At 74.9% G+C, this 26998-nt stretch carries 26 protein-coding genes; 13 read left to right on the top strand and 13 right to left on the bottom strand.

The window, feature by feature from the left end:
- The first annotated feature begins 19 nt into the window (after nt 1–19).
- Nucleotides 20–1705 (top strand): DUF885 domain-containing protein, encoded by a 1686-nt coding sequence (locus tag CYQ11_RS27655; RefSeq protein WP_099198379.1) that lies wholly within the window; start codon nt 20–22, stop codon nt 1703–1705.
- A gap of 15 nt (nt 1706–1720) precedes the next feature.
- Here the strand turns inward: CYQ11_RS27655 and CYQ11_RS27650 are convergent, their stop codons facing one another.
- The gene (locus tag CYQ11_RS27650; RefSeq protein WP_099198378.1) at nt 1721–2227 is read right to left on the bottom strand and encodes a rhodanese-like domain-containing protein; all 507 of its coding nucleotides are present in this window, start codon (nt 2225–2227) and stop codon (nt 1721–1723) included.
- Between the two features lie 94 nt (nt 2228–2321).
- Between CYQ11_RS27650 and CYQ11_RS27645 the strand changes: the two genes are divergently transcribed.
- Nucleotides 2322–2813: an Lrp/AsnC family transcriptional regulator gene (locus CYQ11_RS27645; protein ID WP_099198377.1), complete on the top strand. Its 492-nt coding sequence runs from the start codon at nt 2322–2324 to the stop codon at nt 2811–2813.
- Here the strand turns inward: CYQ11_RS27645 and CYQ11_RS27640 are convergent.
- From CYQ11_RS27640 to CYQ11_RS27630, 3 genes are all read right to left on the bottom strand, one after another.
- Nucleotides 2758–5892, bottom strand: a complete 3135-nt coding sequence (locus tag CYQ11_RS27640; RefSeq protein WP_099198376.1) for an AAA family ATPase — start codon at nt 5890–5892, stop codon at nt 2758–2760. The two genes, CYQ11_RS27645 and CYQ11_RS27640, sit on opposite strands and share 56 nt — an antisense overlap.
- On the bottom strand, nt 5889–7055 hold the full coding sequence (locus tag CYQ11_RS27635) for an exonuclease SbcCD subunit D (protein ID WP_099198375.1): 1167 nt from the start codon (nt 7053–7055) through the stop codon (nt 5889–5891). The genes CYQ11_RS27640 and CYQ11_RS27635 overlap by 4 nt, the downstream gene beginning before the upstream one ends.
- Nucleotides 7056–7131: 76 nt before the next feature.
- Nucleotides 7132–7761, bottom strand: coding sequence for a YigZ family protein (locus CYQ11_RS27630; RefSeq protein WP_099198374.1), 630 nt, complete (start codon nt 7759–7761; stop codon nt 7132–7134).
- Nucleotides 7762–7884: 123 nt separating this feature from the next.
- Here CYQ11_RS27630 and CYQ11_RS27625 point away from each other — a divergent pair, with 123 nt between their 5' ends.
- Both CYQ11_RS27625 and CYQ11_RS27620 read left to right on the top strand, forming a co-directional pair.
- Nucleotides 7885–8301, top strand: coding sequence for a CoA-binding protein (locus tag CYQ11_RS27625; protein WP_099198373.1), 417 nt, complete (start codon nt 7885–7887; stop codon nt 8299–8301).
- A 37-nt stretch (nt 8302–8338) separates the two neighbouring features.
- Complete coding sequence (locus CYQ11_RS27620; protein ID WP_099198372.1) at nt 8339–8845, top strand: GNAT family N-acetyltransferase; 507 nt, start codon at nt 8339–8341, stop codon at nt 8843–8845.
- Nucleotides 8846–8861: 16 nt separating this feature from the next.
- Here the strand turns inward: CYQ11_RS27620 and CYQ11_RS27615 are convergent, their stop codons facing one another.
- Nucleotides 8862–9434 carry a helix-turn-helix domain-containing protein gene (locus CYQ11_RS27615; RefSeq protein WP_099198371.1) on the bottom strand — a complete coding sequence of 191 codons (573 nt, stop codon included), beginning with the start codon at nt 9432–9434 and terminating at the stop codon, nt 8862–8864.
- A 98-nt stretch (nt 9435–9532) separates the two neighbouring features.
- Between CYQ11_RS27615 and CYQ11_RS27610 the strand changes: the two genes are divergently transcribed.
- On the top strand, nt 9533–10399 hold the full coding sequence (locus CYQ11_RS27610; protein ID WP_099198370.1) for a DMT family transporter: 867 nt from the start codon (nt 9533–9535) through the stop codon (nt 10397–10399).
- 5 nt (nt 10400–10404) lie between these two features.
- Here the strand turns inward: CYQ11_RS27610 and CYQ11_RS27605 are convergent, their stop codons facing one another.
- From CYQ11_RS27605 to CYQ11_RS27590, 3 genes are all read right to left on the bottom strand, one after another.
- On the bottom strand, nt 10405–10935 hold the full coding sequence (locus CYQ11_RS27605; RefSeq protein ID WP_099198369.1) for a gamma carbonic anhydrase family protein: 531 nt from the start codon (nt 10933–10935) through the stop codon (nt 10405–10407).
- A gap of 147 nt (nt 10936–11082) precedes the next feature.
- Nucleotides 11083–11748 (bottom strand): DedA family protein, encoded by a 666-nt coding sequence (locus CYQ11_RS27600; protein ID WP_099198368.1) that lies wholly within the window; start codon nt 11746–11748, stop codon nt 11083–11085.
- A gap of 385 nt (nt 11749–12133) precedes the next feature.
- Nucleotides 12134–12586 carry a DUF4442 domain-containing protein gene (locus tag CYQ11_RS27590; RefSeq protein ID WP_099198366.1) on the bottom strand — a complete coding sequence of 151 codons (453 nt, stop codon included), beginning with the start codon at nt 12584–12586 and terminating at the stop codon, nt 12134–12136.
- 84 nt (nt 12587–12670) lie between these two features.
- Between CYQ11_RS27590 and CYQ11_RS27585 the strand changes: the two genes are divergently transcribed.
- Complete coding sequence (locus CYQ11_RS27585) at nt 12671–13687, top strand: DUF8017 domain-containing protein (protein WP_099198365.1); 1017 nt, start codon at nt 12671–12673, stop codon at nt 13685–13687.
- Nucleotides 13688–13697: 10 nt separating this feature from the next.
- On the opposite strand, the gene CYQ11_RS27580 is transcribed toward CYQ11_RS27585, so the two are convergent.
- Nucleotides 13698–14543: a spermidine synthase gene (locus CYQ11_RS27580; protein WP_181143808.1), complete on the bottom strand. Its 846-nt coding sequence runs from the start codon at nt 14541–14543 to the stop codon at nt 13698–13700.
- 51 nt (nt 14544–14594) lie between these two features.
- Entirely contained in the window at nt 14595–14810 is a 216-nt protein-coding gene (locus tag CYQ11_RS27575; RefSeq protein WP_099198364.1) for a hypothetical protein, read from the bottom strand.
- A 177-nt stretch (nt 14811–14987) separates the two neighbouring features.
- Between CYQ11_RS27575 and CYQ11_RS27570 the strand changes: the two genes are divergently transcribed.
- From CYQ11_RS27570 to CYQ11_RS27560, 3 genes are all read left to right on the top strand, one after another.
- Nucleotides 14988–15734 (top strand): TVP38/TMEM64 family protein, encoded by a 747-nt coding sequence (locus tag CYQ11_RS27570; RefSeq protein WP_099198363.1) that lies wholly within the window; start codon nt 14988–14990, stop codon nt 15732–15734.
- A 196-nt stretch (nt 15735–15930) separates the two neighbouring features.
- Nucleotides 15931–16548, top strand: coding sequence for a TetR/AcrR family transcriptional regulator (locus CYQ11_RS27565; RefSeq protein WP_099198362.1), 618 nt, complete (start codon nt 15931–15933; stop codon nt 16546–16548).
- A gap of 75 nt (nt 16549–16623) precedes the next feature.
- Nucleotides 16624–17973 (top strand): FAD-dependent oxidoreductase, encoded by a 1350-nt coding sequence (locus CYQ11_RS27560; RefSeq protein ID WP_099198361.1) that lies wholly within the window; start codon nt 16624–16626, stop codon nt 17971–17973.
- A 63-nt stretch (nt 17974–18036) separates the two neighbouring features.
- On the opposite strand, the gene CYQ11_RS27555 is transcribed toward CYQ11_RS27560, so the two are convergent.
- On the bottom strand, nt 18037–18396 hold the full coding sequence (locus CYQ11_RS27555; RefSeq protein ID WP_240003250.1) for an ArsR/SmtB family transcription factor: 360 nt from the start codon (nt 18394–18396) through the stop codon (nt 18037–18039).
- A 186-nt stretch (nt 18397–18582) separates the two neighbouring features.
- On the opposite strand from CYQ11_RS27555, the gene CYQ11_RS27550 reads away from it, so the two are divergent.
- Complete coding sequence (locus CYQ11_RS27550; protein ID WP_099198359.1) at nt 18583–19677, top strand: NADH:flavin oxidoreductase/NADH oxidase; 1095 nt, start codon at nt 18583–18585, stop codon at nt 19675–19677.
- A gap of 39 nt (nt 19678–19716) precedes the next feature.
- On the opposite strand, the gene CYQ11_RS27545 is transcribed toward CYQ11_RS27550, so the two are convergent.
- Nucleotides 19717–22344 carry a SpoIIE family protein phosphatase gene (locus CYQ11_RS27545; protein ID WP_240003249.1) on the bottom strand — a complete coding sequence of 876 codons (2628 nt, stop codon included), beginning with the start codon at nt 22342–22344 and terminating at the stop codon, nt 19717–19719.
- Between the two features lie 336 nt (nt 22345–22680).
- Between CYQ11_RS27545 and CYQ11_RS27540 the strand changes: the two genes are divergently transcribed.
- From CYQ11_RS27540 to CYQ11_RS27530, 3 genes are all read left to right on the top strand, one after another.
- A complete protein-coding gene (locus CYQ11_RS27540) occupies nt 22681–23358 on the top strand; it encodes a uracil-DNA glycosylase (RefSeq protein ID WP_099198357.1) in 678 nt (225 codons plus the stop codon).
- 174 nt (nt 23359–23532) lie between these two features.
- A complete protein-coding gene (locus CYQ11_RS27535) occupies nt 23533–24615 on the top strand; it encodes an N-acetylglucosamine kinase (protein WP_099198356.1) in 1083 nt (360 codons plus the stop codon).
- A 106-nt stretch (nt 24616–24721) separates the two neighbouring features.
- Nucleotides 24722–25675, top strand: coding sequence for a sirohydrochlorin chelatase (locus CYQ11_RS27530; RefSeq protein WP_099198355.1), 954 nt, complete (start codon nt 24722–24724; stop codon nt 25673–25675).
- A 140-nt stretch (nt 25676–25815) separates the two neighbouring features.
- Here the strand turns inward: CYQ11_RS27530 and CYQ11_RS27525 are convergent, their stop codons facing one another.
- Nucleotides 25816–26904 (bottom strand): lactonase family protein, encoded by a 1089-nt coding sequence (locus CYQ11_RS27525; protein WP_099198354.1) that lies wholly within the window; start codon nt 26902–26904, stop codon nt 25816–25818.
- Nucleotides 26905–26998 lie beyond the last annotated feature (94 nt).

Below are 26998 nucleotides of genomic sequence, written 5' to 3'. Positions count from 1 at the left end.
CGCGTACCAGGATGGGCGCATGCCGAACACGACCAGCGCCCCGCTGCCCCGACAGGTCGCCGACTCCTACGTCGACGCCTACGTCCGACTCGACCCCATCACCGGTACCTTCCTGGGGATCGCGGAGTGCGCGCGGCGCCTGCCGGACTACTCCCCCGCCGGGGAGCGGGCCGTGGCCGACCTGGCCCGGGCGACCCTGGCGGCGCTCACCGAGGCCGAGCGGCGGCCGGGCGCCGACAGTGCCGACGAGCGGCGCTGCGCCCGGCTGTTGCGCGAGCGGCTGACCGCACGGCTCGCGGTGCACGAGGCCGACGAGCACCTGCGCGCGGTAAGCAACATGGAGTCGCCGCTGCACTCGGTGCGCGAGGTCTTCGCCCTCATGCCGACGGAGACCGCCGAGGACTGGTCGGCGATCACCGACCGGCTGCACGCCGTCCCCGCCGCCCTGGAGGGCTATCGGGCCTCGCTGGCCGAGGGCCTGGAGAAGAAGCTGCCCGCCGGCCCGCGCCAGGTGGCCACCGTCCTCGTCCAGTTGGGGGAGTGGATCGGCACGGGCAACGGCTGGTTCGGCGACTTCACCGCGCAGGGCCCGCAGGAGCTGCGCGCCGGGCTCGACGCCGGCGCCGCCGCCGCCCGGGGTGCCCTGGTGGCGCTGCGCGACTGGCTGCGCGACGTCTACGCCCCGGCCGTCGAGGGGGCGCCCGACGTCGTCGGCCGTGAGCGGTACGCGCTCTGGTCCCGCTACTGGAACGGCACGGACCTCGACCTGCGGGAGGCCTACGCCTACGGCTGGTCCGAATACCACCGGCTCATCGGCGAGATGCGCACCGAGGCCGAGAAGATCCTGCCCGGCGCCGCGACGCCGTGGGAGGCGCTGGCCCACCTCGACGTCCACGGAGAGCACATCGAGGGCGTGGAGGAGGTGCGGGTCTGGCTGCAGAAGCTGATGGACGACTCGATCGAGGCGTTGGACGGCACCCACTTCGAACTGGCCGAGCGCGTCAAGCGTGTCGAGTCCCACATCGCCCCGGCGGGCGGCGCGGCGGCCCCGTACTACACCGAGCCGTCGGAGGACTTCTCCCGCCCCGGCCGCACCTGGCTGCCGACCATGGGCCAGACCCGCTTCCCCGTCTACGACCTGGTGTCCACCTGGTACCACGAGGGCGTTCCCGGCCATCACCTCCAGCTGGCCCAGTGGATGCACGTCGCCGACCGGCTCTCCCGCTACCAGGCCGGCGTCGGCATCGTCAGCGCCAACTGCGAGGGCTGGGCGCTCTACGCGGAGCGGCTGATGGACGAGCTGGGCTTCCTCACCGACCCCGAGCGCCGGCTCGGCTATCTCGACGCCCAGATGATGCGCGCCACGCGCGTGATCATCGACATCGGCATGCACCTGGAGCTGGAGATCCCCGCGCACTCGCCCTTCCACCCCGGGGAGCGCTGGACGCCGGAGCTGGCCCAGGAGTTCTTCGGCCTGCACAGCGGCCGTCCGGCCGACTACGTCGAGAGCGAGCTGGTGCGCTACCTGGGCATGCCGGCCCAGGCGATCGGCTACAAGCTCGGCGAACGCGCCTGGCTGGCGGGGCGGGAAGCGGCCCGCGCGGCCCACGGCGACGCGTTCGACGCCAAGGCCTGGCACATGGCCGCCCTGTCCCTGGGGTCCCTGGGCCTGGACGACCTGGTGGCGGAGCTGTCGGCGCTCTAGCCGATGGGCGCCGGCTCAGCATCCGCAGTCGTCGGCGTCCACGGGGGCGGTCAGCGGGTCGGGGGGCGACTGCCGGCGGCCCTCCCAGGTCTCGACGGCGTAGCCCTCGCGGATCCAGTACTCGATGCCGCCGAGCATCTCCTTGACGCGGTAGCCGAGGCGGGCGAGGGCGAGGGCCGCGCGGGTGGCGCCGTCGCAGCCGGGACCCCAGCAGTGGACGACCACGGGGACGGCCGGGTCGAGGACCCGGGCCGCCAGCTCCGGGATCTGGGCGGTGGGCAGGTGGACGGCGCCCGGGATGTGACCCTGGTCCCACGACGCGGTGGAGCGCGAGTCGACGACCACGAAGTCCGCCGTGCCGGCGGCGAGGGCGGCGTGGACGTCGGCGACGTCGGTGTGGAAGGCGAGGCGGGCGGCGAAGTAGGCCGCGGCGGCCTCGGGCGCGGCCGGCGGCACGGCCAGGACGGGGCTGGGAGCGGCCGGGGCCAGGGGGGCGGAGGGGGCGGAAGCCGTTGCTGTCATGCCCGAAAATCTACGGTCCTTGATCACGGCGTTGAATGCCGGATCCACGGCAAAACCCTTGCCGAACAGGGGATTCCACTGCTAGACATCGGCCATGACCGGCTATTCCCCCGACGCCACCGACTGGCGCATCCTCGACGCCCTCCAGCGCAACGGCCGGGCGGGCTACGCCGAGCTCGCCCGTGCCGTGAACATGTCCTCAAGCGCCGTCACCGAGCGGGTGCGGCGGCTGGAGGAGGCCGGGATCATCGGCGGGTACACGGCCGTCGTGGACCCCGAGAAGCTGGGGATGCCGGTGCTCGCGTTCGTGCGCCTTCGCTACCCCAACGGGAACTACAAGCCCTTCCACGACCTGCTGGCCTCGACGCCCGAGATCCTGGAGGCGCACCACGTCACCGGCGACGACTGCTTCGTCATCAAGGTCTCGGCCCGTTCCATGCGCCACCTGGAGGAGGTGGCGGGCCGGATCGGCGCCCTCGGCTCGGTGACCACGAGCGTGGTCTACTCCTCGCCGCTCCCCCGCCGGGCGTTCAGCCGGACGTCACCGCCGTCCGGTGCCGCACAGCCGAGCCGGACCGCTCCTTGACGACCTGGAGCTGCGCGGGGATGCGCCGGCGCAGGTCGGCGACGTGGCTGACGATGCCGACGCTGCGGTCGCGCTCGCGCAGGGAGTCCAGCACGTCCAGGACCTCGTCCAGGGTCTGCTCGTCGAGGCTGCCGAAGCCCTCGTCGATGAAGAGCGTGTCCAGACGGGTGCCGCCCGCCTCCTGGGTGACCACGTCGGCGAGGCCGAGGGCGAGGGCGAGCGAGGCGAAGAAGGTCTCGCCGCCGGAGAGCGTGGCGGTGTCGCGCTCCCGCCCGGTCCAGGAGTCGACGACGTGCAGGCCGAGCCCGGAGCGGCCGCGGCCCGAGGTCCTGGCGTCGGAGTGCACGAGGGTGTAGCGGCCGGCCGACATCCGCTGGAGGCGGGCCGTCGCCGCGGCGGCGACCTGCTCCAGCCGTGCGGCCAGGACGTAGGACTCCAGGCGCATCTTGCGCTCGTTGCGGGCGGAGGTGCCGGCGGCGAGCCAGGAGAGCTCGGCCACCCGGTGGTGCTCGGCGCGCAGCGGGGCGAGCCGGCGGGCGTCGGCCTCCGCCTCGGCGGACAGCCGGTCGAGGTCCTCGCAGCGGGAGCGGGCCGTGGCCTCCTCGGCGGAGGCCCGGCGCAGGGCGCCCGTCGCCGCGTCGGCGGCCGCCTGCGCGGCCTGCGGATCGGCGGGCGGCCGGGCGGCGGCCTCGGTGAGGGCCCGGTCGGCGAGCTCCGCGGCGACCGCCGCCTCCTCGCTGCGCCAGCGGTCGAGCCGCTCCTGCAGTCCCCGCCTCTCGACGGCGCTCAGCAGGGCCTCGGCGGCCAGCGCGGGGGTGTCGAAGCCGGCGCGGTACGCCGCGTCGGCGAGCTGCGCGTCGGCCTCCTTGAGACGGTCCGCCGCCCGCCCGGCCTCCCGTGCGGCCTCGGCCGCCCCGGCGAGGAGCACCAGCCGCTCCTCCAGCCGGGCGGCCCTGCGGGCGACGCTCTCCTCTCCCCCGCGGGCCTGCTCCAGTTCCTCCTCCAGCGCGCGCAGTTCGCGTGCGAGCTGCTCCCGCCGGGAGGAGCGGGCCGCGACGCGCAGCCGCGCCTCCTCCTGCGCGGCGCGGCGCCGCTCGCACTCGGCCTCGGCGGCGGCGAGGGCCTGCCGGGCCTCGTGCAGACCGGCGGAGGCGTCCCGGGCCGCGGCCAGGGAGCGCTCCACCTCGGCCACGTCGCGGGCCAGTTCGTCCACGGCCGCCGGTCCCGCCTCGGCGGTCGCGACGTCGCGGGCCTCTCGGAGGGACCGCAGGCGGCCGGCCGCCTCCTCGCGGACGGCCTCGGCCCGCTGGTGGGCCTGGAGGGCGGCCTCCTCGGCCGCCGGGTCCACGTGGCCGGCGGCCGGGCGGGCGGGGGCGGGGTGCTCGGCCGCACCGCAGACCGCGCACGGCTCCCCGGCGGTCAGCCCCGCCGCGAGCTCCGCGGCCATCCCGCGCAGCCGGCGGTCCTTGAGCCCGAGCCAGTGCTCGCGGGCCGCGGCCGCGTCCTCGCGGGCGGCGAGGAGGCGGGTCTCGGCACCGGTGACCTCGCGGGCGAGCTCGTCACGGCGGCGCGCGGCCTGGAGCCTGCGCCGGGCCGGTTCCAGCTGCCCGCCGAGCCGCTCGGCGAGCCCCACCGCCTCCTGGGCGGCGTCGATGCGCTGCCGGTGGTCGCGGCGCGTGGTCTCCCACGCGTCGAGCCACTCGCCGGTCTCGGCCAGCACCTCCTCGTCGGCGCCGGCCGCCCGCCCCAGCTCCGCGAGGTCGCGGACGAGGCCGGCGGCCCGGGCCTCGGCCCGGCGGGCGGCGGTCAGCGCGCCGAGCTCCTCGCGGAGGGCGTGCTCGGCGGCGGCCAGGTGCCCGGCGTCACCGTCGCGGTGGGCGTCCGGGAGCGCCTGGCGGGTCCGTCGCTCGGCCGCGGCGGCGGCGAGCAGCCCGGCTTCGGCCTTGTCGCGCAGTTCCAGTGCGGGGGCGACGGCCTCGGCGGCCAGGGCCCGCTCCAGGCGCCGCCGTACCTCGTCGTGCTCGGGGCGCCGCTCCCGCAGGGCCGCCGCGCGCTGCTCCGCCTCGGCGTGCCGGCGCTGCGAGCGGGCCAGTTCCCGCACCTCGTCGGCGTGGTCGTGCGCGGCGCGGTGGACCTGTTCCGCGGCGGCGACGGCGGCCTCGGCGACGGTCTGCCGTTCGCGCGCTCCGGTGCGGGCCAGGGCGGCCCACTCCAGCACGGCCTCGGCCAGTCCCGGGTCGCCCGGCGCGAGCGGCGGCTCGGCGGCGCGGGGGCCGGGCACGGTCGCACGGCCGCGGGCGGTCCGCGGGACGCCGCCGGCGGTACGGGCCGCCTCGGTGCCGCGCCCGGTCGCCGCCGGGGTCGCCGTCGCCGGTGCCGGCACCCCGACCTCCGGCAGCGTGGGGTCGGCCGCGGCCTGCCGCATCCGGTGGCCGAGCCGCAGCAGCCGCTCGTCGCCCTCCCGCACCTGTGCCTCCGCCTCGCGGCGCAGCTCCGCGAGCCGTTCCTCCACCGCCAGGAAGCGGCCGGTGCCGAAGAGGCTGCGCAGCAGCTTGCCGCGTGCGGTGTCCTCGGCGCGCAGGAAGCGGGCGAAGTCGCCCTGCGGCAGCAGGACGACCTGGCAGAACTGCTCGCGGCTCATGCCGAGCAGTTGCCTGATCTCCTCGCCGATCTCCTGGTGGGAGCGGCTGAGTCCCTTCCAGTCGCCCCCGGGGGGCCGCTCGCGCAGCGCGCTGTGGGGCTTCTCCTTGGTGAAGCCGGCGCCCCGCTTCTTGGGGCGGAGCTGCTCGGGGCGCCGGGTGATCTCCAGCCGGCGTCCGGCGACGGTGAGTTCGAGCACCACCTCGGTGGGTGTCCCCGCCTCGGCGTGGTCGCTGCGCAGGGTCAGGCCGCTGCCCTGGCGGGTGCCGGGGACCTCGTTGTAGAGGGCGTAGCAGACCGCGTCGAGGACGGAGGTCTTGCCGGCGCCGGTGGGTCCGTGCAGCAGGAAGAGCCCGCCGGCCGACAGCTCGTCGAAGTCGACGTGCTCGGTGCCGCCGAAGGGCCCGAAGGCGGTGACGGTGAGCCGGTGGAGCCTCACCCGGCCACCTCCCGGACGGTCTCGTCGAGCCGTACGGCGTCGAGCGCCGCGGTGAGCACGGTCCGCTCGGCGTCGTCGGGTCCCTGTCCGCCGCGTACGTGGGCCACGAAGTCCTCGGCGATCTGCTGGTCGGTGCGGCCGCGCAGCCGCTGGGCGTAGGAGGCGAGCGGGTCCTCGGGGGCCCGGTCGGGGTCGAAGACGAGGCTGACGGTGTGGGGGAAGCGCCGGACGAGGCGGGCCATGGGCTCCTGGGGGCGCACGGGGTCGGTGAGGGTGGCCTCCACCCAGGCGTCCTCGTGCCGTTCGAGGCGGGGGTCGGCCAGGAGGTCCTCCAGCGGGCCCCTGAGGCGCGCGAGCGGGCGCGGCACGGGGCAGTCGACGCGCTCGGCGGTCAGGGAGCCGTCCGCGCCGAGTTCCACCAGCCACATCGTCTTGCGGTGGTCGGCTTCGGAGAAGGAGTAGGCGAGGGGGGAGCCGGAGTAGCGCACGCGCTCGGTGATGGTCTGACAGCCGTGCAGGTGCCCGAGGGCGACGTAGTCGACGCCGGCGAAGAGTTCGGGCGGTACGGCGGCGACGCCGCCGACGGTGATGTCGCGCTCGCTGTCGCTGGAGGCGCCGCCGGCGACGAAGGCGTGGGCGAGCACGACGGACCGGGTGCCGGGGGCCCGGCCGGCGAGGTCGGCGCGCACCCGGCCCATGGCGGCTTCGAGCACGGCGGTGTGCCCGGCCGCGGTGGCTCCCAGTTCCTCCCGGACGAGGGCGGGTTCGAGGTAGGGCAGCCCGTAGAGGGCGACGTCGCCGTGCTCGTCGGCGAGCAGGACGGGCGTGCCGCACCCGGCGGGGTCGGTGCGCAGATGGATGCCGGCCCGCTCGATGAGGCCGGCGCCCACGCCGAGCCGCCGCGCCGAGTCGTGGTTGCCGGAGATCATGACGGTGGGCACGCCGAGGTCGGCGAGCCGGTGGAGGGCCTCGTCGAACAGCTCGACGGCGGACAGCGGCGGCACGGCGCGGTCGTAGACGTCGCCGGCGACGAGCACGGCGTCGACGCGCGCCTCGCGCACGGTGCGGACCAGGTGGTCGAGGAAGTCGCGCTGCGCCCCGAGCAGGCCGACGCGGTGGAAGGACCGGCCCAGGTGCCAGTCCGAGGTGTGCAGGATCCTCAACGGTCCGCTCCCCGCAGCAGGTCTTCGTCGTCTCGTCGGGTGCGGCCCGCGGCACCGGCGCCGGGTCCCTCGGCCGTCACGTGGCGTCCCCGTACGCCTCGCCGCCCAGTTCGAAGCGGGCCGCTCCCGCCGTGGTGTCCGCGAGCCAGGCGCGGAACGCCGCGACGTCGGCCTCGGGCAGGCCGATCTCGATGCTGACGTCCGCGCCGTAGGTCACCTCGCGCACCGCGCGGCCGGTGGCGCGCAGTTCGTTCTCCAGCTTTCCGGCGCGCTGGTGGTCGATGCCGACCGTCGCCAGCCTGAAGCGCCTGCGGGTCACGGTGCCGAGGGTGTCGAGGGCCTCGCCGACGACGCCGCCGTAGGCGCGGATGAGCCCGCCCGCGCCGAGCTTGACGCCGCCGAAGTAGCGCGTGACGACGGCGACGACGTAACGCGTCTCGCGCCGGACGAGCATCTGCAGCATGGGCACGCCCGCGGTGCCGCCCGGTTCGCCGTCGTCGCTGGCCTTCTGGACGGATCCGTCGGCACCGATGACGTAGGCCCAGCAGTGGTGGCGGGCGGTGGGGTGCTCCTTGCGGACGCACGCGACGAAGGCCTGGGCCTCTTCCTCGGTGGCGGCCGGGGCGAGGGCGCAGATGAAGCGCGATCTGCTGATCTCTATCTCGTGCACGCCCTCGTGCTCGACCGTCCGGTACTCGTCCTGCATCCCGCAAGCCTAATTGAGCACCTCGCGCACCGGCGCCGCCCGGTCCGGGCGGCGGCGGTCCGCCTCCCTCGGAGATGCCGCGGATCTTGGGAATGCTCGCGTGGGCCCGCTCGTTGAGCGGGCATGTACGCAGAACCGGGGATCATCCGGAAGATCATCGAAGGCACGGGCGACACCTGGGCGGTCGTGGGGCTGTCGTCCAACCGGCAGCGCGCCGCGCACGGCGTCGCCGAGTTCCTCCAGCGGCACGGCAAGCGCGTCGTGCCCGTGCATCCGAAAGCCGAGACGGTGCTCGGGGAGCGGGGGTACGCCTCGCTGGCGGAGATCCCCTTCCCCGTCGACGTCGTCGACGTCTTCGTCCGGTCCGAGCTGGCCGGCCCGGTCGCGGACGAGGCCGTGCGGATCGGCGCGAAGGCGGTCTGGTTCCAGCTGGGCGTGATCGACGAGGACGCCTACGACCGGACGCGCGCCGCCGGAGCGCTGATGGTGATGGACCGCTGCCCGGCCATCGAGATCCCCCGGCTGGCGCGCCGGGTCTGACCGCCGCCCCGCGGCGGGCGTGCGTTAGCGTCCGTTCATGATCATCACACGCCCGGCCCGCCCCGGGGACGCATCCGAGATCGTCCGGCTGCGCCGGCTGATGTTCGCCGCGATGAGCGGAGAGGACAGCCCCGGGGACTGGGAGCGCACCGCCGAGGAGATCGCCCGCCGGCAGCTCGCGGACACGAGCCGGCCGGGGCTGTGCGGGTTCGTCGTCGACGGCGATCCGGCGGCGGGCGGCCCGCATCTGGCCGCGTGCTCGCTGGGGCGGATCGAGGAGCGGCTGCCGGCGCCGGGGCACCCCACGGGGCGGTTCGGGTTCGTCTTCACCGTGTGCACGGACCCCCGCTACCGCGGCCGCGGCTTCGCGCGGGCGACGACCGAGGCCCTGCTGGAGCTGTTCGCGGCGCGCGGCGTCACGCGGGTGGACCTGCACGCCACGGAGGAAGCCGAGGCGCTGTACCGGAGCCTGGGCTTCGCCGAGCACTCGACGGCCCTGTCGCTCGACGTGTCCCGGTGGGCGGGGACCGTCAGCCCCGGCTGAGGCCGCGGGCCGCCGTTCAGCGGGCGGGGGGCACGGCGACGACCATGGTCATCTCCACGGGCCGGTCGCCGTCGTTGCGGTAGGTGTGCGGCACGTCCGCGTCGAAGGTCGCGGAGGTGCCGGCGGCGAGCCGGTGCTCCTCCCCGTCGACCACGAGCGTGAGTTCACCGGCGGTCACGCGCAGCATCTCGACCGTGCCCGGCGGGTGGGGGTCCGAGGCGCTGCTGTCGCCGGGCACGAGCCGCCACTCCCACAGCTCCAGCGGACCCCGCGCGTCGGCGCCCACGAGCAGGGAGGTGTGGCTGCCGGCCTCGGTGGACCACATGCGCACCACCTGCTCCGGCGATACGAGCCGCACGCGCGTGCCCTGCTCATAGTCGAGGAGGGTGGTGATGCTGACGCCGAGCGCGTCGGCGAGCTTGACGGTGGTGCCGACGCTGGGGTTCGTGCGGGCCTGCTCGATCTGGATGATCATCCCTCGGCTGACGCCGGAGCGGGCCGCCAGGGCGTCGAGGGTGAAGTTGCGCTCGTTGCGCCAGCGCTTGAGGTTGCGGGCGAGCGACTGCGTGAGCTGGTCGAGGTCCGTCACGATCCGTCCCGTCCAAAATATTGTTTAAAGAAGTTCAGCACCATGTACTACGGTGTCCGGGGTCACTGTTCACCACACTGTACTGCGAGGTCTTCCCCATGACACCGGTCTTCGCCCTGGCCACCAGCCTCATGTGGGGGCTGGCCGACTTCGGCGGCGGGCTGCTCACACGGCGCATGCCCGCCCTGACCGTGGTCCTGGTCTCGCAGTTGCTGGCCGTGGGCGCGCTGGGGGCGGTCGTCGTGGCCACGGGTGGCTGGTCGGAGGCCGGGCCCCAGCTCTGGTACGCGGTCGCCGCGGGCGTGGTCGGCCCGGCGGCGATGCTCGCCTTCTACAAGGCCCTCGCCCTCGGCCCCATGGGCGTCGTCTCCCCGCTCGGCGCGCTCGGCGGCGTCGCCGTGCCGCTGGGCGTGGGTCTGGTCCTCGGCGAGCGCCCCGGCATCCTGCAGTTCGCGGGCATCGCGGTGGCCGTGGCCGGTGTCGTCCTGGCGAGCGGCCCGGGGCTGGGCGGCGCGCCCGTGCAGCGGCAGACCCTGGTGCTCACGCTCGTGGCGGCCTTCGGCTTCGGTTCGGTGATGGCGCTGATCTCCGAGGCCTCGCACAACGTGACCGGCCTGTTCCTGGCCCTGTTCGTGCAGCGGCTGTGCAACGTGGTGGTCGGCGCGGGCAGCCTCTACGTGTCCGCGCGCCGCGGGGCCGCGGTGCTGCCGCCCGAGGGGTGGGGCACGGTCCGCTCGGCGCTGCCCGCGCTGGCCTTCGTCGGCCTCGCGGACGTGGCCGCCAACGGCACGTACAGCGTGGCGGCCCACAACGGCCCGGTGACCGTCGCGGCCGTCCTCGCCTCGCTCTACCCCGTGGTCACGGCGCTGGCCGCGCGCGGCGTGCTGCGCGAGAAGCTGCGCGCGGTCCAGGCGGCCGGGGCGGGCCTGGCCCTGGTGGGCACGGTGCTGCTGGCGACGGGCTGAGCCCGCTAGCCGTCCAGCGCCTCGCGGTGGGCCTTCGCCAGCCCGACGTACATCGCGGCGTTGACCTGGATGTGCTCGCGCTCCTCGGCGGTGAGCTCCCGGCGGACCTTGGCCGGCACCCCGGCGACCAGCGAGCCGGGCGGCACCACCATCCCCTGGGGCACGAGCGCCTGGGCCGCGACCAGCGAACCGGCCCCGATCACGGCGCCGTTGAGGACGGTCGCGCCCATGCCGACCAGGACGTCGTCCTCGACGGTGCAGCCGTGCAGGACCGCGTTGTGCCCGACCGTCACCCGCTCGCCGACCGTGACCGGGTAGCCGGGGTCGACGTGCACGGTGCAGTTGTCCTGAACGTTGCTGTCGGCACCGAGCGTGATCGGCCCGCAGTCGGCGCGCAGCACCGCGTGGTACCAGACGCTCACGCCGGCGGCCAGGGTGACGTCGCCGACCACGACGGACGTCGGCGCGGTGAACGCCTCCAGGTCGATCTCCGGCTCCTTGCCGCCCACGCCCGCGATCAGCGCCCGCTCCGTCATCGCCGTCTCCTCACGCCGCGCACCAGCTCCGTCCAGGGGCACGCTATGCGAAAGCCGTCCGCGGAACGGTCCTGCTGGGGTCAAGATCACATGAGAACGGCCCCCGGTGGGCACCGGGGGCCGTTCTCATGAGGGGCGCCGTGTCGCCTACTCGGCGGCGACGGCCTCGTTCTCGGGCCGGGCGGCCTTCTCCTCGGCGTCCTGGGCGGCCGCGGCCTTCTTGGCCTTGATCCGCATCACGACGAACGAGCCCAGACCGAAGAGCAGGGCGGCGACGAGGCCGAGCCAGGAGAACTTCTTCAGCCACTCCTCGGCGACCTTGCCCACGGAGTAGATGACCGCGACGGTACCGCCGGCCCAGACGATGCCGCCGAGCACGTTGGCGATCAGGAACTTCCAGTACGGCATCCGCAGCACGCCCGCCAGCGGGCCGGCGAAGATGCGCAGCAGGGCGATGAAGCGGCCGACGAAGACCGCCCACATGCCCCACTTCTGGAAGGAGCGCTCGGCGGTGGCCACGTGGTGGGGGCCGAAGTGCTTGGGGAACTTCCGGCCGAGCCAGGCGAGCAGGGGCTTGCCGCCCTTGCGGCCGATCAGGTAGCCGATCGAGTCGCCGACCACGGCGCCGGTGATCGCGCAGGCGCCCAGCACGTAGGGGTTGATGTGGTCCTGGGTGGCGGCGAGCAGCGTGGCGCTGACGAGCACGATCTCGCCGGGAAGCGGGATGCCCAGGCTCTCCAGCCCGATGACCCCGCCCACCAGGAGGTAGACGGCTATCGCCGGTACTGTCTCGAGCCACTCCTGGATGTGCAACGCCGGTTCCTCCCCGGTAGTCGACCTGCTGCCCCGCGACGCACCGCATGACGTGATGACGTGCCCCGGGAAAGCCTACTGGAGGTAAAGACTCCCGAACGGCCCCGTTGGTTGAGCCGGAGCGGCTACGGGTTCGCACAAACAGGCCATGAGCGCGACGACGAGCGCGATCACCAGGAGGGCCGCGAGCTCCTTCCAGAACAGCCGCCGCTCCGCCGCGACGTCCTCCCGCAGCATCCGCGCGCGAAGGCCGCGCGCCGTGCGCCCAGCCGGGACGAGCCCCGGGACGACCGTGTCCGCACGCGTGCGGAAGGGCCCTGGCCGGCTACCCGGCCAGGGCCCTTCCGCAACTCCGGCCGGGGCGGCACTCACCCGGCGGTCGTGGCTACGCGTTCGGCCGCAGCGTCCACCAGATCGTCATCTCGCCCGTCTCCGCGCCGTCCTCGCGCGTGATCGAGACCCGCACGGGGAACTCCGGGCGCTGACCCGCGTCCAGCTCCGCGACGATCTCGTCGGCCGGGCGGCCCAGCTCGGCGGTCGCGGTCACCGGACCCATGGCGAGCTTCTTGTAGGCGATGTCGGCCCGCACGGCGAGCGGGACGGCCCGGGAGAGCAGGTGGCCGAAGGCGGCGAGGACGATGGCGCCGCTCGCGGACTCGGCCAGGGTGAACATCGCGCCGGCGTGCGGACCCCCGACGTGGTTGTGGTAGTCGGGCTGGTCGGGCAGGCGGAGGACGGCGCGCTCGGCGGTGGTCTCGCCGAAGGCGAGGTTGAGGGTGCGGACCATGGGCACGGTGGCCGCGAGGGCCTCGCCGATCGAGGGCTGGGTCTGTGACATGGGCGGAAAGTTACCAGCCGGTAGCAAGCGGCGGGAAGGGGTACGGGGAAACGGCCCTCACCACGCCCTCTATGGTTATCCGCCATGTGGCCAGGACAGCAGCCGCCCGGGGGCGAGCAGAACCCGCAGCAACCCAACCCGTACCAGTCGGCGGGTCAGCAGCAACCCAACCCGTACCAGCAGCCGGGCTACCCTCAGCAGCCCAATCCCTACCAGCAGCCCGGCGGCCCGCAGCCCGGCGCGTTCGGCCAGCCGGGCCAGCCCGGGCAGCCCCAGTGGCAGAGCCCGGCCGGCCCGCCCGGCGCACCGCAGCCCGGCAACGGCAAGAAGCGCGGCACGGTGATCGCGCTCACCGCCGCGCTGGCCGTGGTCGCCGCCGCCGTGGTCACCGGCGTGGTCGTCCTCAAGGACGACGGCGGGGACGACGAGGGCGGCGGGGGGAAGGACCAGCCCAAGGCGGCGACGGCGCCGCCCTCGGCCCCGGCGTCCCCGGCCCAGGGCTCGCAAGGCCCGGAGGACAACCCCCGCGCGGGCGGCGAGGTCAAGCCGGTCGTCGACGGCTGGAAGGTGGTCGTCAGCTCCAAGCGGCACAACGCCTTCGACGTGCCCCCGGACTGGACGGTCAACCCGCCCACCCTCTCCACCGGCTTCGAGGACGACAAGGGCAAGCCCCTGGTCATCATGACCTCCACCGCCATGTACAAGAAGGGGGACTGCACCCCCACCTCCTCGCGGGGCGGCGCGGGCACCAAGGGCGCGCAGGGCGCCAAGAGCCAGGAGAGCGCCGCGGAGATCGAGGCCGAGAACTGGGTCATCTCGGCGTTCGACGTCAAGCAGACCGGACACGTCGAGACCGTGAAGGCCAAGCCGTTCAAGAGCGACCACGGCCTCAGCGGCCAGACGGCCTCGGCGACCGTCACGGGCGTCAACAAGACGGACAAGTGCTCGACGGACGGCAAGGCCTACACGGTGACCTACAAGGACACCAGCGGCGACCTGGCGACCTGGGTGCTCTACGCCGGCACGGGGTTCAGCGGCGAGCTGCCGGACGACACCATCAAGAAGATCATGAGCACGCTGCGCCCGCTGTCGTCCTCCTGACGCGGCCGCCTCAGCCGATGCCGAACGAGCCGCCCGGCGGCTCCGGCGACCGCACCGCGTCCGCGTCGCCCACCGGCCGCGCCCCGGCGGCGAAGCGCACCAGGCCCGGCCCGTGCTCGACGCGGGCCGGGAAGGCGTCGGCGGCGGCGAGCCGGGAGAGGGCGGCCACCGGCAGCTCGGTGTGCGCGGCGACGAGGACGGCGTTGCCGAAGCGCCGGCCGCGCAGCATCGACGGCTCGGCGATCAGGCACAGCTGCTCGAAGACGGCCGCGAAGGTGGCCACCTGGGAGCGCAGGAAGTCGAAGGGCGCGCCGTCCGCGAGGTTGGCCACGTAGTAGCCGGCCGGGCGCAGGACCCGGGCGGCGGTGCGCGCGTACTCGAGCGAGGCGAGGTGGGCGGGGACGCGGGAGCCGCCGAAGACGTCCGCGACGATGACGTCGGCGCAGGCGTCGGGCGCGGCCTCCAGCTCCCGGCGGGCGTCCCCCGCCCGCACCTCGATGCCGGCTCCTTCGGGCACCGGAAGGTGCTCCGCGACGAGGGCGATCAGAGCGCGGTCCGCCTCGACGACGCGCTGCCGCGAGCCGGGCCGGGTGGCCGCGGCGTAGCGGGGCAGGGTGAGCGCCCCGCCGCCCAGGTGGAGGAGGTCCAGCGGCCGGCCGGGCTCGGCGACGGTGTCCAGGACGTGCGCGAGGCGCTGCGCGTACTCGAACTCCAGATGGGTGGGGTCGTCCAGGTCGACGTAGGACTGGGGTGCGCCGTCGACGGTCAGCAGCCAGGCCCGGTCCCGGTCCACGTCGGGCATCAGCTTGGCGGTGCCCCAGTCGACGTCGCGGGTCACGGGTATCGGTTCGTCCACTCCCCCATTGTGCCGACCCGGGCGACCGGCCGGTGCCACGTCGGGCACCCCCTAGTCCTCGTCGCCTCCGGAGCGCTGGTTCCGGCCGGTCGTGAAACCGTCGAGCCACGTCTGGATCATGTGCCGGACGACCGCCTTGAGCTGCTGGGCGGTGAGCACCTTCTCCAGGTGCCCCTGTCGCAGGGCGAGCCTCGCCCGGCGCTCCGCCGCCACGAACAGCGCCATCTGCCCGGCCCGTTCGACCGCCCCCTCCCGCCGCTCCTCCATGGCCGCAACTGTAGGACGGGCCTGGTGGAAGGGCACGTGAATATGTGCGCGAGGCTGTCGTCCTCGCGACGGTCCGGGGCCGGTCGGGCGAACGAAAAGTGACCGTTCGCTTCTGCTTCCGTGCCGGGTGACGCTTCGGCACCCCGGGCGGGTGGAGGAGTCGGTTACGCTCCTTCGATGTTCGATCCCGCCGTGCCGCCACCCGGCCTCGCCGAGCGCCGCACCCGAGCGCTGCTGTCCCCGTGGTTCCGGCTGGGTCTGCTCGTCGTGCTGCTCGCCTGTGCCGTGGCGGCCGTGCTGGTGTGCCGTCCCGAGCGGCTGCTCACCGAGGGCTGGCCGCACCGGCTGTCCGGCGGGACGGCGATGCTGCTCTTCACCGGCGCCTACGGGCTGTGCACCGCGGCGTTCGTGCCGCGCCCCGTGCTCAACCTCGCCGCCGGCGCGCTCTTCGGCGGCCCGCTCGGCACCGTGGTGGCCGTCGTGGGCACGGTGCTGGGCTCGGCCGTCGCGTTCGGGCTGGGGCGGCTGCTGGGGCAGGACGCGCTGCGCCCGCTGCTGCGCGGGCGGTGGCTGAGGGCCGCAGACCGGCAGCTGAGCCGGCACGGCTTCCGGTCGATGCTGGCGCTGCGGCTGTTCCCGGGACTGCCGTTCGCGGCGGTGAACTACTGCGCCGCCGTGTCGCGGATGGGGTGGCTGCCCTTCCTGCTGGCCACGGCGCTCGGCTGCACGCCCACCACCACGGCCTACGTGATCGCGGGCGGGCACGCGGCGTCGCCCACCTCGCTCCCGTTCCTCGCGGCCACGGCCTTCATCGCGGTGACCGGCGCCGCGGCCGTCGTCGTGGCCTGGCGCAAGAAGGGGCGGATGCGGTTCCGCCCACGGCGGCGTGCCGGGCGCCCGGCGGACCGCGAGACGTCACCCTGACGCGAGGCGCCCGGAGGGAGACGGCGAGGGGGGCCGTCGCGAACGGCCCCCGGACATGCGAAAGCCGCCGACTCGGACGATCCCCCGCATCGCCCGAATCAGCGGCCACACCGGTTCCCGCCCCGCTCTCGGGCGGGACAACCCGGTACGCGCTGAGTATATTGGCTCGGAGCCAGTCAACGCAGGAGTTAAACGCATGTCTCCGCGAAGCGCAGCGGTCAACGAGGAGTTGCGCCGCCGCTCCTGCGAGCGCCTCCTGCAGGCCACCGTCGAGCTGGTGGGCGAGCGGGGGTACGAGGCGACGACGCTGGCGGACATCGCCGACCGGGCGGGGGCCGCGCGCGGGCTGGTGTCGTACTACTTCCCGGGCAAGCGGCAGCTGCTGCAGTCCGCCGTGCACCGTCTGATGCACCGTGAGCTGGCGTCCTTCCTGGGGCGCGAGCCCCTGACCGAGGACGGGCACGAGCTGCTGGCCAGGGCCATCGACGCCGTGCTGGGGCTGGCGCGCGAGCGGCCGCTGCTGATGCGCACGCACATGGCCCACATCCTGACCGCCGAGGGCTTCATCCAGTGCCCGGAGCAGCAGCGGCTGGCGTTCCTGCTGCGCGACACCGTGGCCCGCTACGGCTCTCCCGACCCCGACACCGACTACCGCCTGCTGCGCGCCCTGCTGATGGGGGCGGTGGTGGCGATCCTGCTGCCGGGCGCGCCGATGCCCGCCGAACGGCTGCGGGCGGAGCTGTTCCAGCGCTACGGCCTGGCCTGGGAGCTGGGCGTGCCCCCGGCCGCCGAGCCGGCTGCGCCGGGCGTGTGAGGCGTCCGGCCGTGCCCCTGCCGTGCGGGCGTCGCCGGTGCGATCCTGGACGCAGTCGCGGGAAGGAGTCCCTCCGTGCTTCGCGTCGCAGTGGTGGGATCGGGGCCGAGCGGGGTCTACACCGCCCAGGCCCTGGTGCAGCAGGAGACCGTCCCCGGGGTGACGGTGGACGTCCTCGACCGGCTGCCGTGCCCTTACGGGCTGGTGCGCTACGGGGTCGCCCCCGACCACGAGAAGATCAAGTCGTTGCAGAGCACCCTCCGGGTGGCGCTGGAACACCCGGGCGTCTCCTTCTTCGGCAACGTCCCCGTGGGCGACGGGCCGGGCGGGCTGGCCCCGCGGCGGCTGCTGGAGCTGTACCACGCGGTGGTCTACTGCGTGGGCGCCGCGGCCGACCGGCGGCTGGGCGTTCCCGGGGAGGAGCTGCCGGGGAGCTTCTCGGCCACCGAGTTCGTCTCCTGGTACAGCGCCCACCCGGACGCGGCGCCGGGCGGGTTCGTGCTGGGCGCGCGGTCGGCCGTGGTCATCGGGGTCGGCAACGTGGCGGTCGACGTGGCCCGGGTGCTGGCGCGCGGGGCGCACGAGCTGCGGCACACCGACGTGCCCGACGCGGCCCTGGCGGCGCTCGCCGACAGCCGGGTGACGGACGTCCACATGGTCGGCCGACGGGGTCCGGCGCAGGCGAAGTTCACCACGAAGGAGCTGCGCGAGCTGGGGGCGCTGCCGGGTGCCGAGGCGCTCGTACGGGCGGACGAGGTGGCGCTGGACCCGGCGTGGGACGACCCGTCCGGGCTGCCGGGACCCGTCCGGCGCAACGTGGAGGTGCTGCGGGGCTGGACCGGGGAGCCCGCCGGCGGACGGGGGCGGCGGATCCGGTTGCGGTTCTTCCTGCGGCCCGTGGCACTGCTCGGCGAGGACGCGGTGCGGGCGGTGCGCTTCGAGCGGACGGTGCCGGACGGGCACGGCGGCGTGGTGGGCACGGGTCGCTTCGAGGAGATCGAGGCGCAGCTGGTGCTGCGGTCGGTGGGCTACCGGGGCGTGCCCATCCCGGGGCTGCCGTTCGACGCCGGCAGCGGAACGGTTCCGCACGAGCGGGGGCGGGTGCTGCGCGAGGGCCTGCCGTCCGCCGGGGAGTACGTCGCGGGCTGGATCAAGCGGGGGCCGACCGGGGTGATCGGCACCAATCGTCCGTGCGCCAAGGAGACCGTGTCGTCCCTGCTCGCCGACGCGCGGGCGCTCGCGTCGCGCACGTTGCCCGCCGATCCGCGGGAGGGCCTGCGGTCGGGCGGGCTGGAGCCGGTGGAGTGGCCGGGCTGGCTGGGCATCGAGGCGGCGGAGGCCGCGCTGGGGCGCCGGCTGGGGCGGGGCACGGTGAAGATCCCGGACTGGGACGGTCTGCTCACGGCGGCGCGCGGCGGCCCCTGAGCCGTACCCGCTCCGGTCCGTCGCCCCCTGTGCGGGCGCGGGTCCGGCGGCGTGGGGCCCGCGTCAGGCCCGGGCGTCGCCCAGTCGTGCCGTCTGGGCGGCGTGGGCGGACAGGACGCTGTCGAGGAGGCCGGGGAAGAGGGCGTCGAGGTCGTCGCGGCGCAGGGAGTTCATCTTGGCCGTGCCGCGGTAGACCTGCCGGACGACGCCGCTCTCGCGGAGCACCCGGAAGTGGTGCGTGGTCGTGGACTTGCTGACGGGCAGGTCGAAGACCGAGCAGGACAGCTCGGCCTCGCCCGCCGCCGCCAGCTCCTGGGTGATCAGCAGGCGCATGGGGTCGGACAGGGCGTGCAGCACTCCTTCGAGGCGGATCTCCCCGGTCTCCGGGTGTGCGAGGGAGCGGCTCGGGTTCGGTGTCTGCACGGCTGCTCCTGGTCGTCGGTTCGGGGCGGGTGTCCGGTGTCCATCGTACGAGAACCCTCGTAATTCAAGAGTCCCCATAGTTCGAAGGTTCTCGTAGTTTGACAACTCCCGTACTACGATGGCTATCGTACGAGCATCGGCTCGCAGAGAACCGAGCCAACGAACCGAAGCGAAACGGAGCCTGTCGTGAGTGCCCTGTTCGAGTCCTACACCCTTCGCTCGCTGACCTTCCCCAACCGCGTCTGGATGGCACCGATGTGCCAGTACTCGGCCGAGGCCTTCGGGCCGAACGCGGGTGTGGCGGACGACTGGCACTTCTCGCACTACGCCGCCCGGGCCGCCGGCGGCACCGGCCTGATCCTCGTGGAGGCGACCGCCGTCAGCCCCGAGGGCCGCATCAGCCCCGGAGACCTGGGGATCTGGAACGACACCCAGGCCGAGGCCCTGCGGCGCATCACCGCCTTCCTCAAGGAGCACGGCTCCGTCCCCGGCATCCAGATAGCCCACGCCGGTCGCAAGGCGTCGACCGACCTGCCCTGGCGCGGCGGCGGGCCCGTCAGGACCGAGGAGGGCTGGCAGCCGGTCGCCCCCAGCGCGCTGCCGTTCGAGGAGGGGCACCTGGTGCCCACGGAGCTGACGGTGCCGCAGATCAAGGAGATCGTCGAGCAGTTCCGTGCGGCGGCACGGCGCGCCCTGGCCGCCGGCTTCGAGGTCGTCGAGGTGCACGGGGCCCACGGCTATCTGATCCACGAGTTCCTCTCCCCGCTCACCAACCACCGCACCGACGCGTACGGCGGCTCCTTCGACAACCGCGTCCGCCTCGCGCTGGAGATCGTGGACGCGGTCCGCGCCGTATGGCCCGCGGACAAGCCCGTGTTCTTCCGGGTCTCCGCGACCGACTGGCTCACCGAGGACCCCGAGGACCCGCGCGAGGGCTGGACCGGCGACGACACCGTGCGCCTGGCCCGTGAGCTGCGCGCCCACGGCGTCGATCTGCTCGACGTCTCCACCGGCGGCATCGCGCCCGGCGCGCGCATCCCCGCGGCCCCCGGCTACCAGGTCCCGTTCGCGCGGCGGGTCAAGGACGAGACCGGGCTGCCCACCGCCGTGGCGGGCCTCATCACCGAGCCCGGGCAGGCCGACAAGATCGTCGCCAACGGCGAGGCCGACGCGGTGCTGCTCGGCCGCGAGCTGCTGCGCGACCCGTCCTGGGCCCGCCGCGCCGCCAGGGAGCTGGGGGCGAAGTCCTACGTGCCGCCGCAGTACGCCCGGTCCCTGTGAGGCCGTGACCGGCGGCCCGCCCCGGGCCGCCGGCGGCCTTCAGGCGAGGGGGAGTTCGGCCCAGATGACCTTGCCGTCGGGGATGTAGCGGGTGCCCCAGCGCTCGGCGAGCTGGGCGACGAGGAACAGGCCGCGGCCGCCCTCGTCCTCAGCCGCCGCGTAGCGCAGGTGGGGCGAGGTGCTGCTGGTGTCGGAGACCTCGCAGATGAGCATGCGGTCCCGCAGCAGCCGCACCCGGATGGGGCCCGAGGCGTGCCGGATGGCGTTGGTGATCAGCTCGCTCAGGATCAGCTCGGCGGTGAACACCGCCTCCTCCAGGCCCCAGCGCGACAGCTGACGGGTGACGTCGGCACGGGCCCTGGCCACGACAGCGGGATCGGCGGGCAGCTCCCACTCGGCGGTCCTGTCGGCCTCCAGGACCCGGGTGCGGGAGACGAGCAGGGCGATGTCGTCGCTCTGCGTGGAGGGCAGCAGGGCGCCGAGCACCGCCTCGCAGGTCTCCTGCGGCGAGCGGCCGGGGAAGGCCAGTGTGCGGCGCAGGATGTCCAGCCCGGCGTCGATGTCCCGCTTGCGGTCCTCGACGAGGCCGTCGGTGTAGAGCACCAGGCTGCTGCCCTCGGGCAGCCGCAGCTCGGCGGCCTCGAAGGGCAGTCCGCCCAGGCCCAGCGGGGGGCCCGCGGGCAGCTCGGGGAACTCCACGGTGCCCTCCGGGTGCACCAGGGCGGGCAGGGGATGGCCGGCCCGCGCCATGGCGCAGACGCCCGAGGACGGGTCGTAGATCGCGACCAGACAGGTCGCGCCGGCGATGAGGGCCTCGTCGTCCGCCGGGGCCGCCTCCTGGTCGATGCGGCCCACCAGTTCGTCCAGATGGCCGAGGAGTTCGTCCGGCGGCAGGTCGAGGGCGGAGAAGTTCTGCACGGCCGTGCGCAGCCGGCCCATGGTGGCGGCGGCGTGCAGGCCGTGGCCGACCACGTCCCCCACGACCAGGGCGACGCGGGCGCCCGGCAGCGGGATCACGTCGAACCAGTCGCCGCCGACCCCGGCCTGGGCCGGCAGGTAGCGGTAGGCGACCTCCAGGGCGTTCTGCTCGGGCACGCCGCGGGGCAGCAGGCTGTGCTGGAGGGTGACGGCCATGGCGTGCTCGCGGGTGAAGCGCCGCGCGTTGTCGATGCACACCGAGGCGCGGGCCGTGAGCTCCTCGGCCAGGGACAGGTCGTCCTCCTCGAAGGTCTCGCTGTCGCCGGTGCGCCAGAAGTTCACGATCCCCATGAGGACGCCGCGCGCCTTGAGCGGCACGGTGATCAGCGAGTGGAAGCCGTAGTCGAGGATCGCCTGGGTGCGTTCGGTGTCCTGGGTGCGCCAGCCCGTGGAGGCCGCCAGGTCGGGCACGAGCACGGCGTGCCCGCTGATGAAGCCCTTGGCCTGCGGGGTCGGGGAGGCGAAGCGGTGGATCTCGCCCGCCCGGTAGAGGGGGTGGTCGTCCGGGGTGCCGCTGAGCGCCACCCGGCGCAGCTCGGGGGCCTCGCTGCCCACGGCCATCCGCGGCTCCTCGCCGCGCAGGACGGGCTCGGCGAGGTCGACGGAGACGTAGTCGGCGAACCGGGGGGAGGCCACCTCCGCGAGTTCCTCGGCCGTGCGCTGGACGTCCAGGGTGGTGCCGATGGCCACGCTCGCGTCGTACAGCAGCCTCAGGCGGCCCCGCGCCACCTCGGCCTTGCCGGCGAGCGCGCGCAGCTCGGTGGAGTCCCGCAGGGTGGCCACGGCGCCGGGCGGGCCGCCCCGGCGGTCCGTCGGCCGCTGGTTCACCGCGACCAGCCGTTCCCCGACGGGGATGACCTCGTCGGTGACGACGCGACGGGAGGCCAGCAGTTCCGCCATTCGGGGGTCGAGGCCCAGGCCGGCGACGTCGCGGCCCTCCGCGTCCGGGGACAGCCCCAGCAGCCGGCGGGCCTCGTCGTTGACGAGCAGGACCCGGCCGTCCCCACCGACGATGACCACGCCCTCGCGCACCGCGTGCAGCACCGCGTCGTGGTGCTCGTACATCTGGGTCATCTCGGACGGCCCGAGCCCGTGGGTCTGGCGCCTCAGCCGTCTGGTCACCAGCGCCGTGCTGCCCGTCGCCAGGGCGAGCGCGGCGGCGCCGGCGCCGAGGACGAGCGGCAGCTGCTGGTCGACGGCGCTGCTCACGGAGCTGACCTTGAGCCCGGAGGACACCATCCCGACGACGTTGCCGCGCGCGTCCATGACGGGCACGACGACCTGCAGTTCCTGGCCGAGGGGGCCGTTGACGCTCTCGATGGTGACGCGACCGGCCAGCGACGGCCCGATGGTGCCGACGAACTTCTTGCCGATCTCGGTCGGATCCGGGTGGGTGTAGCGGATGCCGTCGCGGTTCATCACGACGAGGAAGTCGACCCCGCCCTCCTTGCTGGCGGCCTGGGTCAGCGGCTGGAGGACGGCGGAGGGATCCGGGCCTTGCATGGTCTGCACCAGGCCGGGGCCATGGGCGAACGCCTCGGCGGCCGCGAGCGAGCGGTCGCGCGCCGCCTGGAAGCGGTCACTGCGCGCCTGGTACAGCAGGGTGACCGACGCGGCCACCACGAGCAGCAGCACGATCAGGGCCTGGAGCAGGAACATCTGGCCCGCGACGCTGCGGGCACTGGCCATCGACCGCAGTCGCCGAGCCCACGACGACCGCGGCCCCTCGCGCCCCTGTCGCCGCTCATGCCGGCCGCCTGGGCGCCGACCGGTGGACGAGCGGCCCGAGGGCCTCCAGGAGCGGCCCCGGATTCGGGCCATACCCCATGTCTACCCCGCCGCTCCGCCCGGCGCGAACGATACGGCTCACGCGGGGGCCTGCGCCGCATGCCGGCCCTTTTCGCGCACGACCGCGGATCTGCGCAATAGTAGGTCCGGTCCGGGCACGGCCGTGAGTCCCATGTCCGGCCTTTGACCTGCGGAAACACTCCGCGACCAGTCGTGTTACAGGGAGGGGCGGCAGCTGTGGCTGCGCGACCGTTGACCGAGATCGTCGAGTCGGGGTGGGCCAAGGCGCTCGATCCGGTGGCCGGGCGGATCGCCGCGATGGGCGACTTCCTGCGCGCCGAGATCGCGGCGGGCCGGACCTATCTGCCCTCGGGGGCGAACGTGCTGCGCGCTTTCCAGCAGCCGTTCGACGAGGTGAGGGTGCTGATCGTGGGGCAGGACCCCTATCCCACGCCGGGCCACGCCGTCGGTCTGAGCTTCTCGGTCGCGCCCGAGGTGCGGCCCCTGCCCGGCAGCCTGGAGAACATCTACCGCGAGATGCAGACCGACCTGGGGCTGCCCCGGCCGTCCAACGGCGACCTCACGCCGTGGACCCGGCAGGGCGTCCTGCTGCTCAACAGGGCCCTGACCACCGCCCCGCGCAAGCCCGCCGCACACCGGGGCAAGGGCTGGGAGGAGGTCACGGAGCAGGCGATCCGGGCCCTCGTCGAGCGCGGCGGCCCGATGGTGGCGGTCCTGTGGGGGCGCGACGCGCGCAATCTGCGGCCGCTGCTGGGCGGAGTGCCGTGCGTGGAGTCCGCGCATCCCTCACCCATGTCCGCCGACCGCGGCTTCTTCGGCTCCCGTCCCTTCAGCCGGGCCAACGACCTGCTCACCCGTCAGGGCGCGGCGCCGGTGAACTGGCAGCTGCCCTGACGCCGGCGGCGAGGGAGCTGTAGGGTGCGCGCCATGTCGCTGCGTGCGTGGTCCCACGGACGGGACGGACGGCCTGTTCCCGGCGCGCCGGGGACGACGTCCCGCCGGCGTCCGCCCGCGCCGTCCGCCGCGCCGCTCCGCGCCGGCGTCACGGCCGAGGTCGGCTGACCGCGCATGGAGCTCGTACGGGGCGGTACGGAGCGGGTCCTGGGGGTCGACTCGGGCGGTTCGGGCATCCGGGTGGCCCTGGCCCCCGTCGACGCCGCCGGCCGCGACGGCGGCGCCCTGACGTGGTCCTCGCCGGTGCCCGTCGGCACCGGGAGGCGGGGCGTCGACGCCGCGGACCTGCTCGGCCGCGTACTGCCGGCCGCCCGGGAACTGCTGGAGAGGGCCGGCTCGGGGCACTGCGTGGCGGTCTGCGTGGGGGCCTCGGGGATGGCCTCGCTGGGCGACGGGCTGCGCGCCGAGCTGCCCGGCGCACTGCGGGCGGCGCTCGGGGCGCGCCGGACGGCGCTGGCCTCGGACGCGGTGACCGCCTACGCGGGCGCGCTCGGCCAGCGGCCGGGCGCGGTCGTGGCCGCCGGGACGGGGCTGGTGGCGCTGGGCACGGACCTGAGCCCGGAGGGCGGCTGGCGGCGCGCGGACGGCTGGGGGCACCTGCTCGGCGACTGCGGCGGCGGCGCCTGGATCGGCCGGGCGGGGCTGGACGCGGCGCTGCGCGCGGCGGACGGGCGCGCGGGCGGTTCGCCGGCGCTGCTGGCCCGTCTGGAGGCCGTGTTCGGCCCGGCCGCGGAGCTGCCCTCGGCGCTCTACCCGCGCGCCGACCGGGCCGCCGTGCTGGCCTCGTTCGCACCCGAGGTGGGCCGGTGCGCCGCCCACGACCCGGTCGCCGCGGACATCCTGCGCGCCGCCGCCCGGCACATCGCCGAGGCGGCCGCCGCGGTCTGCCCGCCGCCCGGTGCGGGGCCGGTGGCGGCTCGGCGCGATCCGGTCCCGGGCGAGCGGGACCAACGGGAGGGCGGGCAGGGCCCGGACGACGGGCCGCACCGGGATGTGGCGCTCACCGGCGGGCTGTTGGGGATGGGCGAGCCCTTGCTCGCACCCCTGCGTCGGGAATTGCATAAGCAACTACCCGGAGGGCGACTCGTGCCGTCCGCCGGGGACCCCCTCTCCGGAGCGTTGCAGGTGGCCACGGCGCTCGCGACGGACCGGCTGACCCTTCCCGTTGATGACGCTCTGCTACGGATCGTTTGCTGATCACATACGCACTCGTCGTATAAGCCAACGAATAAATCCGGACAGACGTTGCTCAGATACCCCCACCCGAACGGCTCAGGTCCATGAACGACTAACATGCGGCGCCATGAGCTCCCCCACAGGGCCCGTGTCCGGCCTGCCTGTACGAATGCCGCGTCCCCGCCAGCCTGGACGGCACCGGCGGCCGGAGCCCGCGGCCGCTCCCGCGGGTGCGCCCCCGCTGGTGCTCGCCGTGCCCGGGACGCCCGACGTCGCCACGCGCCGCCTCGCCGAGGAGACCCTGAGCATCGCCCGCTCCGAGCTTCCCGGGCTCGACGCGCGCATAGGTTACGTGGACGTCCTGCCCGACACGGACGGCGCCGAGGGCTATCCGGCGCTCGACGCCGTGCTCGGTTACGCCGCCGCCCAGCGCGCCGCCCGCGAGGCCGAGGCGCGCGCGGCGGAGGACGCGGACGGCGCCGCCGACGTCTGGGCCCAGGCGCCCGACGCCGTCGTGGTGCCGCTGCTGGCGGGACCGGACAGCTCGGTGCTGCGCCGGATACGCCAGTCCGTCATGAACAGCGGCGCCGCCGCCGAGCTGACCGACGCGCTCGGCCCGCACCCGCTGCTCGCCGAGGCGCTGCACGTGCGCCTCTCCGAGGCCGGCCTGGCCCGCGCCGACCGCGCCCGCCTGTTCACAGTCGCAACGGCCGCCGACGGCATCGTCCTGGCGACCGTGGGCGGCGAGGAGGCCGTGCAGGCCGCCGGCATCTCCGGCATGCTGCTCTCGGCCCGCCTCGCGGTGCCGGTGCTGGCCGCCGCCCTGGACGCCGAGGGCGCCGTGGCCCGCGCCGCCGAGCAGCTGCGCGGCTCCGGCTCCCGCAACCTGGCCCTCGCCCCCTGCTTCGTCGGGCCCGAGGTCGACGAGACCCTCACCGCCATGGCCGCGAAGGAAGCGGGTTGCGCGGCGGCCGAGCCCCTGGGCGCCTACCCCGCGATCGGCAAGCTCGTCCTGGCTCACTACGCGTCCGCGCTGGGCATCAGCGTCCAGCCGGCGCCGCAGGGCGCGTCGGCGCGCTGACGCGCCGCGCACGGCAGCGCACCGCCCTGCCGCACTGCTCCCCGGAGGGGGCCTCCGTCACACGGAGGCCCCCTCGGGCGTTCTCCGGGCTTTGACGCGGCGTCACGGCGCCAAGCACGGTCACCGGCGTCGGTGGGGGCTCAGCCGCTCGCCGGGCCGGTGGTGAAGACCACGCACGACGCCGCGGGGATCTCCACCGACCCCGCACGGGACGGTATGCCCGTGTCCGGGTCGACGCCGAACCAGGTGACGTCACCCGAACGTTCGTCGGCCGCGTAGAGCCGGCGGCCGTCCGGATGCGCCGTCAGGGCGCGGGGCCAGTGGCCGCCGCAGCTCACCGTGGCGTGCAGCTCGGGGCGGTCGCCCGTGGTGTCGAGGGCGAGGGTGGACACGCTGTCGTGCCCGCGGTTGGCCGCCCACAGGAACCGCCCGTCGGCGGAGACCACGGGCGCCGACGGGAAGTTGGCCGTCTCCACGCCCGGGGGCAGCACACGGGTCTCGCCGATGGGTTCCAGGTGTCCCGAGGCCGCGTCCCAGCGGCAGGTGGTGACGGTCGAGTCCAGCTCGTTGAGGACGTAGGCACGGTCGCCGCGCGGGTGGAAGGCGAGGTGCCGGGGGCCGCTCCCCGGGCGCAGGCGCGTCTCGCGGTGCGGGCTCGGGGCGGGGGCGGCCACGGCCGGGCCGGTCGCCGCGTGCAGGGCGTAGGTCCACACGGAGTCCGTCCCGAGGTCCACGGCCAGCACCCAGCGCCCGGAGGGGTCGGGGACGACGGCGTGGGCGTGCGGGCCGGCCTGCCGCTCGGCCACCGGTCCCCCGCCCCGGTGCGGCAGCACCGCCGCGGGCGCGCCGAGCCCGCCGCCGGTGCGGACCGGCAGGACGCTGACGCTCCCGGAGCCGTAGTTGGCGGTGAACAGCCAGGTGCCGGCGAGGGCGAGATGGGTGGGGCCGTCGCCGCGTACGGGGACGGGCGGGCCGAGCAGCCGGGGCCGGGTGGGGTCGGCCAGGGAGAAGGCCGCCGCGGCACCCTCGTCGGTCTCGCTCACCGCGTAGAGCACCTCGCCGCCGGGCGAGAGGGTGAGGAAGGAGGGGTTCACGACGGCGTCGGTGGAGTGGACGGGGGTCAGCGCGCCCGTGTCCCCGTCGACCTCGGCGACGGTCAAGCCGAGGCCGCCCGCCTCGGTGAACGAGCCGATGTAAGCCCATCGGCCCCGCTGTTCGCGCTCGGTCATCACGTCGCCCTCCCGCCGGATCAGTACCGTCGCCGACGCTACACGCCGGCACTGACAGTGACGACGCCGAGGCGGTCCGTGGCGGGTCGCCGTG

It is taken from the genome of Streptomyces cinnamoneus, assembly GCF_002939475.1.
In the GTDB taxonomy this organism is placed as follows: Bacteria; Actinomycetota; Actinomycetes; order Streptomycetales; family Streptomycetaceae; genus Streptomyces; species Streptomyces cinnamoneus_A.
Note: the sequence above shows the minus strand (reverse complement) of the source record. Positions and strands in the feature narration are given on the sequence as shown.

Bases quoted from the DNA above. Each gene is read 5' to 3' on its own strand.
- CYQ11_RS27535 (WP_099198356.1), top strand. From the start codon at position 23,533: ATGGAGCTCGTACGGGGCGGTACGGAGCGGGTCCTGGGGGTCGACTCG.
- CYQ11_RS27525 (WP_099198354.1), bottom strand. From the start codon at position 26,904: ATGACCGAGCGCGAACAGCGGGGCCGATGGGCTTACATCGGCTCGTTC.
- CYQ11_RS27650 (WP_099198378.1), bottom strand. From the start codon at position 2,227: ATGACAGCAACGGCTTCCGCCCCCTCCGCCCCCCTGGCCCCGGCCGCT.
- CYQ11_RS27545 (WP_240003249.1), bottom strand. From the start codon at position 22,344: ATGGCCAGTGCCCGCAGCGTCGCGGGCCAGATGTTCCTGCTCCAGGCC.
- CYQ11_RS27585 (WP_099198365.1), top strand. From the start codon at position 12,671: ATGTGGCCAGGACAGCAGCCGCCCGGGGGCGAGCAGAACCCGCAGCAA.
- CYQ11_RS27610 (WP_099198370.1), top strand. From the start codon at position 9,533: ATGACACCGGTCTTCGCCCTGGCCACCAGCCTCATGTGGGGGCTGGCC.
- CYQ11_RS27570 (WP_099198363.1), top strand. From the start codon at position 14,988: ATGTTCGATCCCGCCGTGCCGCCACCCGGCCTCGCCGAGCGCCGCACC.
- CYQ11_RS27530 (WP_099198355.1), top strand. From the start codon at position 24,722: ATGAGCTCCCCCACAGGGCCCGTGTCCGGCCTGCCTGTACGAATGCCG.
- CYQ11_RS27575 (WP_099198364.1), bottom strand. From the start codon at position 14,810: ATGGAGGAGCGGCGGGAGGGGGCGGTCGAACGGGCCGGGCAGATGGCG.
- CYQ11_RS27630 (WP_099198374.1), bottom strand. From the start codon at position 7,761: ATGCAGGACGAGTACCGGACGGTCGAGCACGAGGGCGTGCACGAGATA.
- CYQ11_RS27655 (WP_099198379.1), top strand. From the start codon at position 20: ATGCCGAACACGACCAGCGCCCCGCTGCCCCGACAGGTCGCCGACTCC.
- CYQ11_RS27565 (WP_099198362.1), top strand. From the start codon at position 15,931: ATGTCTCCGCGAAGCGCAGCGGTCAACGAGGAGTTGCGCCGCCGCTCC.
- CYQ11_RS27625 (WP_099198373.1), top strand. From the start codon at position 7,885: ATGTACGCAGAACCGGGGATCATCCGGAAGATCATCGAAGGCACGGGC.
- CYQ11_RS27645 (WP_099198377.1), top strand. From the start codon at position 2,322: ATGACCGGCTATTCCCCCGACGCCACCGACTGGCGCATCCTCGACGCC.
- CYQ11_RS27620 (WP_099198372.1), top strand. From the start codon at position 8,339: ATGATCATCACACGCCCGGCCCGCCCCGGGGACGCATCCGAGATCGTC.
- CYQ11_RS27590 (WP_099198366.1), bottom strand. From the start codon at position 12,586: ATGTCACAGACCCAGCCCTCGATCGGCGAGGCCCTCGCGGCCACCGTG.
- CYQ11_RS27605 (WP_099198369.1), bottom strand. From the start codon at position 10,935: ATGACGGAGCGGGCGCTGATCGCGGGCGTGGGCGGCAAGGAGCCGGAG.